Origin of the sequence: Paucibacter sp. B2R-40 (assembly GCF_025717555.1) — a bacterium.
In the GTDB taxonomy this organism is placed as follows: domain Bacteria; phylum Pseudomonadota; class Gammaproteobacteria; order Burkholderiales; family Burkholderiaceae_C; genus Paucibacter_A.
This window is the reverse complement of sequence record NZ_JAJIRP010000001.1, coordinates 765,956-779,523: the sequence shown is the minus strand read 5'-3', so window position 1 is coordinate 779,523 and position 13,568 is coordinate 765,956. Positions and strand designations below refer to the sequence as shown.

Here is a 13,568-nt window from a genome sequence, read left to right as displayed (position 1 = left end):
GTTGACAGCAGGCTGCAGTGTACTCATGCCAATTCCATCAAACCGTTTCCAGGCTGACCAGCAAATAGACCGCCGCAATGCAGGCTCCCAGCAGAGTCAGGGCGAACAGTCGCGTCGCCAAACTGTCGGTCGCCGCCGGCACGGCTGTGGGCAATTGCTTGTCGCCACTGAACATCGGCCCGATCAGATCGTTGCGATGGCGCAAGCGGTAAAAGGCGATCGCCGCCACATGCAGGCCGACCAAAACGAACAAACCCCACTGACCGTAGCTCTTGTGATACGAGGTCCAGGCCAGACTGAGCTCGCCCGATACAAAGCGAATCAGCGGGCCGGTGCTGGCAATTTCGTCGTCGGCGATGAGGCCGGAGCCCACCTGCACCAGCAGCCAAGCCAGCATGGCCAGCACCGAAAAGGCGCCCAGCGGGTTGTGGCCCACCTCGAAATGATCATCATCCTTGGGGCGCCCGCGCAAGTAGCGCAGCAGCGCCGCAGGTGAATAGACAAAGCTGCTGAAACGCGACCAGCGCCCGCCGACCACGCCCCACAGAATCCGGAAAGCCACCAGCGCCAGCACCGCGTAGCCCAGCCGCATATGCCAGACCATGGCATTGCCGCCAACCTTGGCACTGATCACCGAGCCCAGCACACAGAGCACCAAAGCCCAATGAAACAAACGCGTCGGCAAATCCCAGATTCGCACCGGCCTGAGCAATTCATTGCGCATAGTCACTCCGTTTGTTGCCGACAACGATAACGCATGAAACACGGGCTGCAAAGATCAGGGATGCTGTCTACACTGCAGCGGGCCATAGGCACAAGCCTGCCGGCCAGACCCCATCGCCAAACAGCAACCCAAGGAAGCCAGCATGAAGAGAACAATCCTGATCGCCGTGACCTGCCTGACAGGCCTTTGCGCCGCCCTGCCCGCTCACGCGCAGTTCGCCAAACCTGAAGACGCCGTCAAATATCGCAAGGCCGCCTTCACGGTGATGGGCACCCATTTCGGTCGCATTGCCGCGATGGCGCAGGGCAAGGTCCCGTTTGATGGCGCTGCAGCCACAGCCAACGCTGAGGTCGTGGCGGCTCTGGCTGCGCTGCCTTTCTCTGCCTTTCCGGAAGGCACGCATGGCACGGACAAGGGCACGCCCAAGGCCAGCGTCTGGACCGAGCGCGCCAAGTTTGATGAAGGCGCCAAGGCGCTGCAGGCCGAGACCGTCAAGCTCGTGGCCGCCGCCAAGGCGAACAATCTGGACACCCTGAAGGCAGCAGTCGGCAATACCGGCAAGACCTGCAAGGCCTGCCACGACAACTTCCGTAACGAGTGATTTAGGCGCCTATCGTCCGGCCGGGTTCAGGGCATGCCGTTGCGGCCATGCTGCAAGAAACCCGGTCGCTCTGCCAAACGAGCGCAGTAGTCGGCAATGGCCGGCAACTCGGGGCGACCATGCCCATCCAAGGGCGCCATCAACCAGCGCTGCGCCGACAGGCCCAAGACCACATCGGCCAGGCTGAATTTGTCGCCCGCCACGTAGGCGCCGGTCTGGCTCAGGCGCTGCGCCAGGATTTCGACATGGCGATTCCAATTCGCGACGCCGGCTGCCAAAAGCCCTGCATCCTGATGCGCCGGACTTTGCCGCACCAAGCTCATGAAGGCATAGCGCCAAGCGTTATTGAATTCGCCGGCCTGCCAGTCCATCCATTGCTCGACGATGGCGCGCTCGCGCGGCGCCGACGGCAGCAAATCAAGGCGCTGCTCGCGCGCCGCCAAGTAACGGCAAATGCTGTTGGACTCCCACAACACAAAGTCGCCGTCGATCAAGACCGGCACCATCGCATTCGGGTTCAAGGCCAGGAACTCGGGCGCGTCGGTCGCCTGGAAGCCAGAGCCCCAATCCTCACGCTCAAAGTCGAGGCCAAGTTCGGTGCAAGTCCAGAGCACCTTGCGGACGTTGATGGACGTGGCTTTACCAAGAATTTTCATGATGTTAGGAGTGGCTAGTAAATAACGAAACGCCTTCAGCCTGCGACTGAGCCCTCCGCAGCCACGCGCCGCCTTCCGGCGCCACGTGCGCGGCCTCAGCCCACGCGGGTCGAGGTAACCTTTTGACTACTCTGGTGACCACCCACTTCGGCTCAGCCGAAATGAGTGTTCCCCGACGAAGCCGGCCTTCATGCTTCGCATGGCTGGGCAAAGCCCAGCACGACCCTGCGGGTCGAGGTAACCTTTTGACTATTCTGGTGACCACCCACTTCGGCTCAGCCGAAATGAGTGTTCCCCGACGAAGCCGGCCTTCATGCTTCGCATGGCTGGGCAAAGCCCAGCACGACCCTGCGGGTCGAGGTAACCTTTTGACTATTCTGGTGACCACCCACTTCGGCTCAGCCGAAATGAGTGTTCCCCGACGAAGCCGGCCTTCATGCTTCGCATGGCTGGGCAAAGCCCAGCACGACCCTGCGGGTCGAGGCCGATTTCTTCTCAATCTTGGTGACAATGACAGGTCCGATTTCGGCGGTATTGCCAACATGGGTGCCGCCACAAGGCTGCAGGTCCACGCCCTCGATGTTCAAGACCCGCACCCGCCCCATGCCACGCGGCGGCTGCACACTCATGCTGCGAACCAGACCCGGGTTGGCATCCAGCTCGGCTTCGCTGATCCAGCTATGGCTGACAGTGTGCGCACCGGCGACCAAGCGGGCCAGCCCCGCCGTCAACTCTTCCTTGCCCAAAGCCTCGGTCATATGGAAGTCCAGCCGCGCATAACTCGGCGTAATTGAGCAACCATCAACCGGATGCGGCACCAGCGCGCACAGCAGATGGGTGGCCGAATGAAAGCGCATCAAGGCATGGCGGCGCTGCCAGTCCAGGCGGGCCGTCACAGCAAGCACCGCCTGCAGGCCGGCCAGCAAGGCTTCCTGACCGGGTGCCGGCAGGTGCAAGATTTCGCCCTCAGCGCCCTCTCCCTTGCCCTTGCGGGTGTCGGCAATGGCGATCACTCGGCCATCGGCCAAGAGCAGCTCGCCCGCATCGCCAGCCTGCCCGCCACCCAAGGGATAAAACACCGTCCGATCCAGCAGCAGGCCGCGCTCATCGATGCGCAGCAGTCTGGCTGCACATTCGCGCAAGGTGGAGTCCTCTCGAAACAGCTCTTCGGTTTGCGCCATCGTTGTTCAACCTTTAAGTCATCAATTGCAGCGAAACAAGCCCCAATGGCGTCTGCAGCTGAGCGTGCACATGCGCCTCTCCGGTCTCGACAAGCAAACCCGCCAGCAGCGCCGGCTGCGGCAAGCTCAGCTCGAATTTGCACAGGTTCACGGTCGCGCCGGCTAGCCCATCTGCCGGATGCACCTCGCCCCACTCGATCAGCAAAGGCAAAGCACCTTTCGAGAGCCGCTTGCCGTCACGCCGCAAAGCGATACGCCAGCGCAGCTCGCCGGCCGGCGTCATGCGCGAGGCCGCGACCGCCTCGCCCGCATCAACGCCCTGCTCACGCCAATGATTCAGTTGCGCGTCCAGATCGCCGTCAACCCTGGCCACCCAATGAATCAGCCCTGGCCCCTCGACCCGCAAACGCTCTTGCAAAGCCGGCGAATCGAGATCGAACCAGCGCGCCCGCCCAGGCGGCGGGGCATCCGGATCGATGGCGATGATCTCCAGATAACAGCGCGGGAAGGCCGGCCCACTCATATTCAGCAAACGGTTATGCGTCCCCATCAAGCCATGCTTGCCGCCGCCAACAGGCCTCACCCCCAAGGTCGCCTCGCACCAGGCTTCGCCCTCGGCCAAGCTGGCAGCGCCAATCACCAGATGGTCGAACGCCAAATTCACAGTCGTACTTCTCCGTTGACCATCGGCGTTACGTCACCGCCTATCCAGACGTCGGCACCACTGCGCTGAACATGGATGCGGCCCGCGCGGCCCAGCATCTTGCCCTGCGCCACCACATAGTTGTCGCTGCACAAGCCGGCTTCCAGCATCCACAGCGCCAGGCCGGCATTCAAGCTGCCTGTGACCGGATCCTCGGGCACACCCATGCCAGGCACAAAGGCGCGCACCTCGAACTGCTGTTTAGAGCCACTCGGGTAGGCGCCGATGACGCCGAGTTCGATGCCGGCCATGGCGTTGAAGTCTGGCGTTAAGGCCAAGACCGCCTCGGCGCTCTTCAGCCGGGCCGCGATCCAGGGTGGGCCGTTGTCCACCCACACCACATCGAGCACCTCTTCGGCGGCCAAACGCAGCGAGCGCAAGACCTGCTCATGCAGCGCGGCCGACACCGGGCCACCTCGGCGCAGCGGCGGTGCAGCAAAGGCGAGTCGCTCCTTGCCGCTGCGTTCAACCACGCGCTTGATGCGCACCAGGCCGATACCGCATTGCTGCAGCAACTCGCCCTTGTTGCGTGGCACACCGCCAGCCGCCAGCCAGCAGTGCGCCGAACCCAGCGTCGGATGACCGGCAAAGGGCAGTTCGCCTCCGGGCGTGAAGATACGCACGCGGTAATCGGCTTGAGGGTCGGTCGGCGGCAACAAAAACGTCGTTTCCGACAAATTGGTCCAACGGGCAAAGCTGGCCATCGCCGCGTCACTCAGTCCCTCGGCGTCTATCACCACCGCCAAGGGATTGCCCAACAAGGGCATGGCGGTAAAAACATCAACCTGCGCGAATCGTCTGGTCTGCAAACTCATGGCGCTGATTCGGCACCGATATCATCCAGTGCAGCCCGCAAGACCCGACCGAGTATGGCAACGCCCTCTTCGATCTGCGGCGGCGTCAAGGTCACGAAGGACAAACGCATCGCGCGCGGGTCCGGCGTATGGGCATAGAAGGCCGCGCCGGGCACAAAGGCGATGCCCGCGTCAACCGCCTTGGGCAGCAAGTCCATCGCGTTCAAGCCCTCGGGCAGGCGGATCCAGAAGAACATGCCGCCCTTTGGCGTTTGCCATTCGCAGCCCGGCGGCAGATGTTGTTTGAGCCCCTCGGCCATCGCGTCGCGGTTGGCCTTGTAACGGGCGCGGATCTTGGGCACATGCTCGTCCAGGAAACCGTTGCGCACCACCTCGTAAACAACGCGCTGATTGAAGCCCGGTGTGTGCAAGTCGGCCGCTTGCTTGGCCTGCAAGAGCTTGGGATACAACTCGGGCGGCGCGATCATGAAGCCCAGGCGAAAGCCCGGCGTCAAGACCTTGCTGAAGGAGCCCAGATAGATCACACCTTCGGGCCACATCGAGGCCAGCGATGGCAGCGGCGGCTCGTCAAACCAAAGGTCGCCGTAGGGGTTGTCTTCAACGATGGGCACACCAGCAGCCTTGGCCGCAGCAACCGCTTCTTGGCGCCGCTCCAAGCTCATCACCCGGCCGGTCGGATTTTGATAATTGGGCAGTAAATAGGCGAAGCGCGTGCCGGGGGCATCGTGCGGCAGCCGGGCAATGGCGGCCGGGTCGACGCCCTGCTCGTCGCTGTCCAGGCTGGTGAAGATGGGCTCGTAAGGCGTGAAGGCCTGCAGCGCACCCAGATAGGTGGGGGTCTCGACGGCCACCGGTGCGCCTGCATCGCACAGAATCTTGCCGACCAAATCCAGGCCTTGCTGCGAGCCGCTGGTGATCAGCACTTGGTCGGGCGCGACCTGCATGCCCAAGCTTGTGACCCGCTGCGCCACCCATTCGCGCAGCGGCGCAAAGCCTTCGCTGGCCGCATATTGCAGCGCTTCTTTGGGGTTCTCGCTCAAGACCTTGTCGCAGGCGGCCTTCAATTCGGCAACCGGGAAAGTGTCCGCCGAGGGCAGGCCACCGGCCATCGACAAGATGCCGGGCTTTTCGGTGACCTTGAGGATTTCTCGAATGATCGAGGGGTTCATGCGCGCGGCGCGCCGCGCTTGGGTCCAGACTGAGCTCATGGGTGTCTCGCTTGATGTTTGCGGCTGAAAATTGCCGGCTAAGCCGACGTTGTACCACCCAACATCCAATCGACCGCCGCCTTGGCATGCAAGGCGGTGCCGTCGAACAAAGGCGTTTGGCTGCCGGCGCAGGGGTCCAGCAACAAGCAGATTTCGGTGCAGCCGAGGATCACGCCTTCAGCGCCGGCGACTCCCATCTCGCCGACGATACGCTGGTAGCGAGCGCGAGAGCCTTCCAGAACTTGACCTCGGCACAGTTCCTCAAAGATCACGCGGTGAACCTCGTCGCGGTCCGCTTGTTCGGGCACGAGGAGTTCTATCCCATGCCTATCCTGCATGCGGCCCCGGTAAAAATCTTGCTCCATCGTGTAGCGGGTAGCCAACAAACCGGCCCGTTTGACGCCGGCGGCCTTCAAGGCAGCGGCCGTCGCATCAACGATGTGAATCAAGGGCAGGCCACTCAGGCGCTCCACCTCGTCGGCCACCTTGTGCATGGTGTTGGTGGCGATCAACAGGCCCTGGGCACCGGCCGCCTTCAGCCCGCGCCCGGCCTCGCCCAGCATTTGGCCGGCTGCGGCCCAGTCGCCGGCGCGCTGCAGCGCCTCGATTTCGGCAAAGTCAACGCTGCGCAAGAGCAGATCGGCGCTGTGCAGGCCGCCGAGCCTGGCGGCCACGTCCCGGTTCAGCAGCTTGTATAGATGTGCGGTCGATTCCCAACTCATGCCGCCCAGAATCCCCAAGGTCCTCATCTCTCAAGCTCCCAACATCGGCCAGATACTGGCCAGCAATAACAAGGCCATCAGCGCATTGAAGGCCCGCCGGCGCGAGGGCTCAGCCAGGAAGCGGCTCAGCTTGGCGCCGGCCAAGGCCCACAGGCCCACGCAAGGCGCATTGACCAGCGCACAGACCAGGGCCAGGCTCAGCATCGCCGAAAAACCGCCATCCGGCGCCGTGAAGCCCGCCACCGCGCCGATCGCAATCATCCAAGCCTTGGGGTTGACCCACTGAAACGCCGCCGCACCCCAAAAGCCCATCAAACCCGCCGCTGCTGGGCTGGTTTGATCGAGGCCGGGCTCGGATGGCGCCTCGGCATGCCAGAGCTTCCAGGCCAGCCACACCATATAGCTGACGCCGACCAGCTTGAGCCCCAGATAGAGCTGCGGCCACTGCTGCAACAAGGCCCCCAGCCCCAAGCCGGCCGCCAGCAACAAGACCATCAAGCCGATGCTGATGCCGGCAATATGCGGCAGCGTCTTTTTGAAACCGTAGTTAACGCCCGAGGCCAGCAACATCATATTGTTGGGGCCGGGCGTGATTGAGGTGACCATGGCAAAGCTCATCACGCCCAACAAGGTCGGCAAGGTCGGCAAGATCAACATGGCAGGGGGCTCCAAAACTCTCAAATCAGGGTTTCAGTATGCAGCCGCAAACCAATACAGCTGCAGTACACTTTGACAGTCAATTCATCAATCTGTATCGGCAAAATGACCAACACAGAAGGCAGCCCCGCCAGCCCTCTCACGCGCAAGGCCAGCCAACCCTTGGCGCAGCAATTAGCGCAACGCTTTGCCGAGCGCATCCAGCAGCGCCTGCTCTTGCCCGGCGCTCGCCTGCCCTCGGTGCGTGAATGCGCGCGCCACCATGGCGTCAGCCCCTATACAGTGGTGGCCGCCTATGACCAACTGCTGGCCGGCGGTCTGCTGGAAGCACGCAAGCAGCGCGGCTTTTTTGTGCGCGACAAGCACGTCAGCACGAGCACATGGCAAGCCAAGGCGCAGCCCCAGCAGCCCGTGCCGGTTGACGCCACCGCGCTGATACGCGGCATGTTTCAGGCCGACGCCAAGCGCGCGCCGGGCCTCGGCACCCTGCCCGCCGAGTGGCTGGATCTGCCCATGCTGCAAGGCGCGATGCGCCAAGTGCTGAAAGCCGGCAGCGGCAGCGAGGAACTGGCCCTGCACTATGGCGAGCCGGCCGGCGATGCCCGGCTGCGCAAGGCCTTGGGCCTGCGCCTTGCCGATCTGGGCATCCCCTGCCCACCCGAGCAGATCGTCACCACCGTGGGCGCCACTCATGCGCTGGACTTGATCACCCGCACCGTGCTGCAACCCGGCGATGCGGTCTTGGTGGATGACCCTGGCTGGGCGATCGAGTTTGCCCGCCTGACACACGCCGGCATGCGCTTGCTGCCGGTGCCACGCGGCGCGAACGGGCCAGACCTGGCCGTGATGGAGCGCCTGATCGAGCAGCATCGCCCGCGCATGTATGTGACGGTGTCGGTGCTGCACAACCCGACCGGCAACAGCTTGTCGCTGGCCAATGCACACCAAATTCTCAAGCTGGCCGAACAAGGCGACTTCCAGATCGTCGAAGACGACACTTACGCCTTCTTGGCGCCCAACCATGCGCCGCGCTTGTCGGCGCTGGACGGTCTGCGCCGCACCATCTACGTGTCCGGGTTTTCTAAAATTCTGACGCCGGCCTGGCGGGTCGGCTACCTGGCTGCCAGCCCGGCCTGGGTCGACAAGCTCACCAATTTGAAACTGCTGAGCAGCCTGACCACCAGCCCCTTGCTTGAGAGGGCCGTCGCCCACTGCCTGGAACAAGGGCAATTGCGCCGTCATGCCGAACGGGTCTTGACCCTGCTGGACGCCGCCCGCCAGCGCAGCATGAAGCTGGCCGAGGCAGCGGGCTGCCGCTTCGTGGCGCCGCCACAAGGTCTGTTTGGCTGGGTGGATGTGGGCATGGACACCGAAAAGCTGGCGCAAATCATGATGGATGAGGGCTGGCTGACCGCGCCCGGCATGCTGTTCAGCGCCAGCCGCCAAAGCAGCACGCTGATGCGCATCAACTTCGCCACCGCGCAAGATGCACAGTTTTGGCGACGTTTGCAGACGCTACGCTCAGCAGCGGTCTGAACAAGCCGTTACCATCAGACCCTCTTCACCAGCCAGCCTCCGTTGCCTTGCCCATGTCCGCCGAACTTCGATTTCTAGTGGTAGATGGCCTTGCCGGCGTTCAAACCTTTGCACGCCAATTGCTGGAAGGCTTTGGTTTACCGGCCGATAGCATTCGCTGCGCCGGCGACCCCGAGGCAGGCTTGGCCATAGGACTGGATTTCAAGCCCGATTTCCTGATCACCGACTGGTTCCCGAAGGCCGCGATGACAGGCATTGCCCTGCATGAGCGCTTGAATGAGGTCAAGCCCGGTTGCCGCTTGGCGCTGCTGAGCTTTGAGGTCACGCCGCAACATGAGGCCGATGCCATAGAAGCAGGTTCCAACTTTCTGCTGCGCAAGCCCTTTACCGCGGCGGAACTGAAGTCCACCATGCTGCAAGCTCTCGAAGCACTGGCCAAGGAGCGCCCCGAGTTGCACGCGCGCCTGAGCACCGCGATGAAAGCCGGGCAGCCTGCCGGCCGCGTGCCGCCGAAGATTGTCTTGCCGGTGATCCCGAGTCTGAAGGTGGGTGACAAGGTCAAATACTTGGACAAGACCGAAACCGTCAAGGTGGTGGTCGTCAGCCACGGGGAATTGGTGGTGCAACTGTCTGGCAATCAGGCGCTGATCCCCGCATCCAAATTGACCAGGATTTGAAGACATCATGCTGAAGCGCGATTTGAGTCAGGCCCTCAGCACAGCTTGGCAGCAAAAACAGCGCATCACCGCCGCCGACTGGCTGGGCACCGTGCCCGATGAGGCCGCTGCCTACGCGGCTCAACAAGCGGTTGCGCAGGTCTTGGGCTGGTTAGAACCGGGCCGCCCACAATTTTGGAAGAGCGGCGGCGCCTCGCGACAAGTGACGCTGACGCACGCGCCACTGGATCCGGCCGGCGTGCGCCCCAGCCCGGCCAATTTCAGTGACCTGCAGTTATACAAGCCCGGCGTCGAAGCCGAGATCGCCTTGCGCCTGGGCCGCGAAGTCACACCCGCCTTGGCGGCGGGCTTGAGCCTCGCGGATGCCCGCGACTGCATCGACGGCATGGCTGTGTCGGTGGAGCTGGTGGCCTCGCGCTGGCAGGAAGCGGGTGAAGCGCCCGCCTTGCTGCGCCAAGCCGACTTTCTCTCGCATGGCGCCCTGGCACTGGGCGAGTGGCTGCCTTATCAAGTGCGCGATTGGTCGCAGCAGGCTTGCGAGTTGCGTGTCAACGACGGACCCGCGCTGCACTGCGTCGGCGGCCATAGCTTGGGCGACCCCGCCTGGGGTTTATCGGCATGGTTCAAACATGCGACAAGGCATGGTGCGAGCCTGCCGGCAGGCAGCGTGGTGACGACCGGGGCCTGGCTGGTTCAGCAAGGCCTGCATCCCGGCGACCGCGTTACGGTCAGCTTTGCCGGGCTGAGTAGCGTGACGGTGCAGCTCTAAGAGAGCGCGCTCAGCACCGCCAAGACCGGATAGGGCAAGGCCACGGTCGGCCGCAAAGCACTGCGCGCATATTCGCCCAGCAAGGCCTTGCCGCGTGGCCGGGAGCCCAACCACTCGCTGTGCAACTGCATCGCTTGCGCGGGCTGGGCGGCAGCATCACGCAGCAGCGCCTCGACCCGCAACAAGCGCTCGCCCAAGCGCGCCTGAAAGGTCTTGAAGATCGCTTCTTGCAACCACAGAACCAGCATCAAGACCCAGAGCCAAGGCATACCGAAAGCCAGGGCGCAAAGCAGCACCGCCAACAACTTGACGCCCAAGGCAGCGCGCTCGTATTGCTCGTAGTTGGCTTGCAGCGCCAGCCACTCGGCCTGCAGCATTCCGGCCGCGTCTGCTGTGCTCACTTCGCGTCCAGAGCTTCCCAGCGTTCCATCAGCGCCAGCAATTCGGTGTCGATCTGGCCGCCGCGCTCGGTCACTTCCGCAATCCGCGCCGCGCCTTGCGAGTACAGCTCGGCGCCATTCAGCAGCGCATTGATCTGCACTTGCTCGGCTTCGAGTGCGGCCACCTTGGCCGGCAACTCATCGAGCTCACGCTGCTCTTTGTAGCTGAGCTTCTTCTTGCTGGCCACCACGGGTGCCGGCGCTGCGGCCGGCGCCGGAGCAGCTGCGGGCGCAGGTGCTTGCTTGGCCTTTTGCTCGTTGATGGCGGCGGCCCGCTTGCTTTGCACCAGCCAGTCCTGCACGCCACCTTCGTACTCGCGCCAGCGGCCATCGCCCTCGTTGACGATCGTCGACGTGACGACGTTGTCCAGGAAGCGCCTGTCATGGCTGACCAGGAAGACCGTGCCGTCATAGTCGGCCAGCAGCTCTTCGAGCAGCTCCAGGGTTTCGATATCGAGGTCATTGGTTGGCTCGTCCAGCACCAGCACATTGGCGGGCCTTGCGAACAAACGCGCCAGCAGCAGGCGGTTGCGCTCGCCACCGGACAGGCTCTTGACCGGCGAATTGGCACGCGCCGGCGAGAACAAGAAGTCGCCGAGGTAACTCTTCACATGCTTGCGCTGGTTGCCGATCTCGATCCATTCGCTGCCGGGGCTGATGGTGTCGGCCAGCGTCGCCTCCAGATCCAGCACATCGCGCATCTGGTCAAAGTAAGCGACGTTGATCTTGGAACCCATATTGACCGTGCCGCTGTCCGGCGCCAGCTGGCCCAGAATCATTTTCAGCAGCGTCGTCTTGCCAGCGCCGTTGGCACCGACCAGGCCGACCTTGTCGCCGCGCAGGATCGTGGCGGTGAAGTCGCGCACGATCATGCGGTCGCCATAGCTCTTGCAAACGTCTTCCAGCTCGGCCACGATCTTGCCACTGGCGCCGCCGGTGTCGATGTCTAACTTGACCTTGCCCTGCACATCGCGGCGCGAAGCATGCGCCAAGCGCATCGTCTCCAGACGCTGAATCCGCGCCACGCTGCGGGTGCGGCGGGCCTCGACACCCTTGCGGATCCAGACCTCTTCTTGCGCCAGAATCTTGTCGAAGCGGGCGTTGTAAAGCGCCTCGTTCTCCAGCTCATAGAGCTTGGCGGCGGTGAAGGCGGCGAAGTTGCCGGGATAGTTGCGCAGCTGGCCGCGGTCCAACTCGACGATGCGGTTGGCCACGTTGTCCAAGAAACTGCGGTCATGGGTGATCAGGAGCAAGGAGCCCTTGAAGTTGTTCAGCAACTCCTCCAGCCAGGTGATCGCGTCCAAGTCCAGATGGTTGGTCGGCTCGTCAAGCAGCAAGACATCGGGCTGAGCGACCAGCGCGCGGCCCAGCGCCACGCGCTTCTTCAAACCACCCGAGAGCGAGCCGATCAGACGCGAGCCGTCCAGACCCAGGCGCTGCAGCGACTCCTCGACCCGCTGCTCCCAGTTCCAGGCACCGATATGCTCGATACGCTCGGCCACCCACTCGAGGTCATCCTCGGGATCATGGATCTCGTAGCGTGCGCGCAAGGCCTTGGCCTCGGCCACGCCCTCAGCCACGGCGTCGAAAATCGTTGCCTCGGGGTCCATGATGGGCTCTTGGGGCACATAGACGCTGGTCAGGCCTTGCTGCAACTGCAGCAGGCCGTCATCGAGCTTCTCCATCTGAGCGAGGACTTTCAGCAGCGACGATTTGCCGGTGCCGTTGCGGCCAATCAGGCCGACACGCTCACCCATTTCGAGCGAGAACGAAGCACCATCGAGCAAGGCAACATGGCCGTAAGCGAGATGGGCGTTGGAAATAGATAGGACTGCCATAGCCCGCCATTGTCGTTGACTGGCGAGAAGTCGCGGAAATGCGGGTTTAACCCCGGGCTTTGGCAAGCTCCGCAAGACATGACCCCCGGGAATATCCGGGGCCCGCATATGAGGGGGGTGTGCGGGGTTTCACGGATTCGTCACATAGCCACCGCCGGTACAAACCAGCTATGCGGTGAGCAAGATGGGGTGCACAACAAAATGCCCGATCCGGCCGATCAGCCCGGCCCGCTTCACTTAACCGGCGCAAGCCAAACTTGATCCTTGCGGATCTGCTTCAGAAGGAATGCAAAAATGACTTCAACTTCTTTGTTTGCCAAGGCCAGCGTGCCAGCAATCGTTTCGGCTTTGGCGCTGGCCTTTGCCGGTAGCGCTCATGCCGACTACAGCCAGGGCTTTGACGCCGGCATCCCCGGAGCCTGGACCATTCAGAACAATAGCGATCCGGTTGGCTCGACGACTTGGTTTCAAGGCAATCCAACGCCCACTACTTTTGCCGCCCAAGCCGGTGCCGCCAATTCCTATGCGGCCGCCAACTACAACAGCACCGCCGGCGCAGGCACCATCAGCAATTGGCTGATCCTGCCAACAATGAGCTTTCACAACGGCGACCAGATCAGCTTCTACACTCGCACTATCACCGATTCGATCTACCCTGACCGCCTGGAGCTGCGCTTCAGCGCTGCCGGCGGCACCAACGTCGGCAGCTCTGCCTCCGATGTGGGCAGCTTCACCACCTTGCTGGTCAGCGTCAACCCTGATCTGGATCTCAGCACCTACCCTGAAGAGTGGACCAAATACAGCGTCACACTGAGCGGCCTGGCCGGCACCACCAATGGCGCACTGGCCTTCCGTTACTTCGTTGACAACGGTGGCCCTGCTGGCGATAACTCGGACTATATGGGCATCGATACGTTGAACATCACCGCCGCCGTGCCCGAGCCAACAAGCTACGCGCTGATGGCCCTGGGCCTGGGCGCCTTGGCCTTGCGCCGCAAGCAAAAGCAAGCTTGACGCTCGCTTGAACGGCAAAAGGGGTGA

15 protein-coding genes are annotated in these 13,568 nt (G+C 63.0%); 5 read left to right on the top strand and 10 right to left on the bottom strand.

The features are described 5' to 3' along the window. Positions 1-37: 37 nt before the first annotated feature. Positions 38-724: a cytochrome b/b6 domain-containing protein gene (locus LNV09_RS03450; protein ID WP_263555661.1), complete on the bottom strand. Its 687-nt coding sequence runs from the start codon at positions 722-724 to the stop codon at positions 38-40. Positions 725-866: 142 nt separating this feature from the next. On the opposite strand from LNV09_RS03450, the gene LNV09_RS03445 reads away from it, so the two are divergent. Beyond that, positions 867-1,325 (top strand): c-type cytochrome, encoded by a 459-nt coding sequence (locus LNV09_RS03445; RefSeq protein WP_263555660.1) that lies wholly within the window; start codon positions 867-869, stop codon positions 1,323-1,325. Positions 1,326-1,351: 26 nt separating this feature from the next. Here LNV09_RS03445 and LNV09_RS03440 read toward each other — a convergent pair whose 3' ends face one another. The 7 genes from LNV09_RS03440 to LNV09_RS03410 all read right to left on the bottom strand — a co-directional run bounded on the left by LNV09_RS03440 (position 1,352) and on the right by LNV09_RS03410 (position 7,267). Next, positions 1,352-1,984 (bottom strand): glutathione S-transferase family protein, encoded by a 633-nt coding sequence (locus LNV09_RS03440; protein ID WP_263555792.1) that lies wholly within the window; start codon positions 1,982-1,984, stop codon positions 1,352-1,354. Between the two features lie 431 nt (positions 1,985-2,415). Further along, a complete protein-coding gene (locus tag LNV09_RS03435; protein WP_263555659.1) occupies positions 2,416-3,162 on the bottom strand; it encodes an alanyl-tRNA editing protein in 747 nt (248 codons plus the stop codon). Positions 3,163-3,175: 13 nt separating this feature from the next. Beyond that, complete coding sequence (locus LNV09_RS03430; protein WP_263555658.1) at positions 3,176-3,826, bottom strand: VOC family protein; 651 nt, start codon at positions 3,824-3,826, stop codon at positions 3,176-3,178. After that, positions 3,823-4,674: a PhzF family protein gene (locus LNV09_RS03425; RefSeq protein ID WP_263555791.1), complete on the bottom strand. Its 852-nt coding sequence runs from the start codon at positions 4,672-4,674 to the stop codon at positions 3,823-3,825. The genes LNV09_RS03430 and LNV09_RS03425 overlap by 4 nt, the downstream gene beginning before the upstream one ends. Positions 4,675-4,676: 2 nt before the next feature. Continuing rightward, positions 4,677-5,888: an aminotransferase-like domain-containing protein gene (locus tag LNV09_RS03420; protein ID WP_263555657.1), complete on the bottom strand. Its 1,212-nt coding sequence runs from the start codon at positions 5,886-5,888 to the stop codon at positions 4,677-4,679. A 38-nt stretch (positions 5,889-5,926) separates the two neighbouring features. Continuing rightward, complete coding sequence (locus LNV09_RS03415; RefSeq protein ID WP_263555656.1) at positions 5,927-6,637, bottom strand: aspartate/glutamate racemase family protein; 711 nt, start codon at positions 6,635-6,637, stop codon at positions 5,927-5,929. Between the two features lie 3 nt (positions 6,638-6,640). Further along, positions 6,641-7,267 carry a LysE family translocator gene (locus LNV09_RS03410; protein WP_263555655.1) on the bottom strand — a complete coding sequence of 209 codons (627 nt, stop codon included), beginning with the start codon at positions 7,265-7,267 and terminating at the stop codon, positions 6,641-6,643. 105 nt (positions 7,268-7,372) lie between these two features. Between LNV09_RS03410 and LNV09_RS03405 the strand changes: the two genes are divergently transcribed. From LNV09_RS03405 to LNV09_RS03395, 3 genes are read left to right on the top strand one after another with little or no spacing between them, the layout of a single operon-like run. Continuing rightward, positions 7,373-8,803: an aminotransferase-like domain-containing protein gene (locus LNV09_RS03405; protein WP_263555654.1), complete on the top strand. Its 1,431-nt coding sequence runs from the start codon at positions 7,373-7,375 to the stop codon at positions 8,801-8,803. Between the two features lie 53 nt (positions 8,804-8,856). Next, on the top strand, positions 8,857-9,480 hold the full coding sequence (locus tag LNV09_RS03400) for a response regulator (protein ID WP_263555653.1): 624 nt from the start codon (positions 8,857-8,859) through the stop codon (positions 9,478-9,480). A 7-nt stretch (positions 9,481-9,487) separates the two neighbouring features. Further along, complete coding sequence (locus LNV09_RS03395) at positions 9,488-10,249, top strand: fumarylacetoacetate hydrolase family protein (protein ID WP_263555652.1); 762 nt, start codon at positions 9,488-9,490, stop codon at positions 10,247-10,249. On the opposite strand, the gene LNV09_RS03390 is transcribed toward LNV09_RS03395, so the two are convergent. Both LNV09_RS03390 and LNV09_RS03385 read right to left on the bottom strand, forming a co-directional pair. After that, positions 10,246-10,650 carry a hypothetical protein gene (locus LNV09_RS03390; RefSeq protein ID WP_263555651.1) on the bottom strand — a complete coding sequence of 135 codons (405 nt, stop codon included), beginning with the start codon at positions 10,648-10,650 and terminating at the stop codon, positions 10,246-10,248. The genes LNV09_RS03395 and LNV09_RS03390 overlap by 4 nt on opposite strands. Beyond that, the gene (locus LNV09_RS03385; protein ID WP_263555650.1) at positions 10,647-12,527 is read right to left on the bottom strand and encodes an ATP-binding cassette domain-containing protein; all 1,881 of its coding nucleotides are present in this window, start codon (positions 12,525-12,527) and stop codon (positions 10,647-10,649) included. Before LNV09_RS03385 ends, LNV09_RS03390 begins: the two co-directional genes overlap by 4 nt. 294 nt (positions 12,528-12,821) lie before the next feature. Here LNV09_RS03385 and LNV09_RS03380 point away from each other — a divergent pair, with 294 nt between their 5' ends. Next, positions 12,822-13,541 (top strand): choice-of-anchor J family PEP-CTERM protein, encoded by a 720-nt coding sequence (locus tag LNV09_RS03380; protein ID WP_263555649.1) that lies wholly within the window; start codon positions 12,822-12,824, stop codon positions 13,539-13,541. The last annotated feature ends 27 nt before the right edge of the window (positions 13,542-13,568 follow it).

Excerpts from the sequence above, each read along its gene's own strand:
- LNV09_RS03415 (WP_263555656.1), bottom strand. The coding sequence starts at position 6,637 with ATGAGGACCTTGGGGATTCTGGGCGGCATGAGTTGGGAATCGACCGCA.
- LNV09_RS03410 (WP_263555655.1), bottom strand. The coding sequence starts at position 7,267 with ATGTTGATCTTGCCGACCTTGCCGACCTTGTTGGGCGTGATGAGCTTT.
- LNV09_RS03420 (WP_263555657.1), bottom strand. The coding sequence starts at position 5,888 with ATGAGCTCAGTCTGGACCCAAGCGCGGCGCGCCGCGCGCATGAACCCC.
- LNV09_RS03405 (WP_263555654.1), top strand. The coding sequence starts at position 7,373 with ATGACCAACACAGAAGGCAGCCCCGCCAGCCCTCTCACGCGCAAGGCC.
- LNV09_RS03450 (WP_263555661.1), bottom strand. The coding sequence starts at position 724 with ATGCGCAATGAATTGCTCAGGCCGGTGCGAATCTGGGATTTGCCGACG.
- LNV09_RS03380 (WP_263555649.1), top strand. The coding sequence starts at position 12,822 with ATGACTTCAACTTCTTTGTTTGCCAAGGCCAGCGTGCCAGCAATCGTT.
- LNV09_RS03395 (WP_263555652.1), top strand. The coding sequence starts at position 9,488 with ATGCTGAAGCGCGATTTGAGTCAGGCCCTCAGCACAGCTTGGCAGCAA.
- LNV09_RS03400 (WP_263555653.1), top strand. The coding sequence starts at position 8,857 with ATGTCCGCCGAACTTCGATTTCTAGTGGTAGATGGCCTTGCCGGCGTT.
- LNV09_RS03435 (WP_263555659.1), bottom strand. The coding sequence starts at position 3,162 with ATGGCGCAAACCGAAGAGCTGTTTCGAGAGGACTCCACCTTGCGCGAA.
- LNV09_RS03445 (WP_263555660.1), top strand. The coding sequence starts at position 867 with ATGAAGAGAACAATCCTGATCGCCGTGACCTGCCTGACAGGCCTTTGC.
- LNV09_RS03385 (WP_263555650.1), bottom strand. The coding sequence starts at position 12,527 with ATGGCAGTCCTATCTATTTCCAACGCCCATCTCGCTTACGGCCATGTT.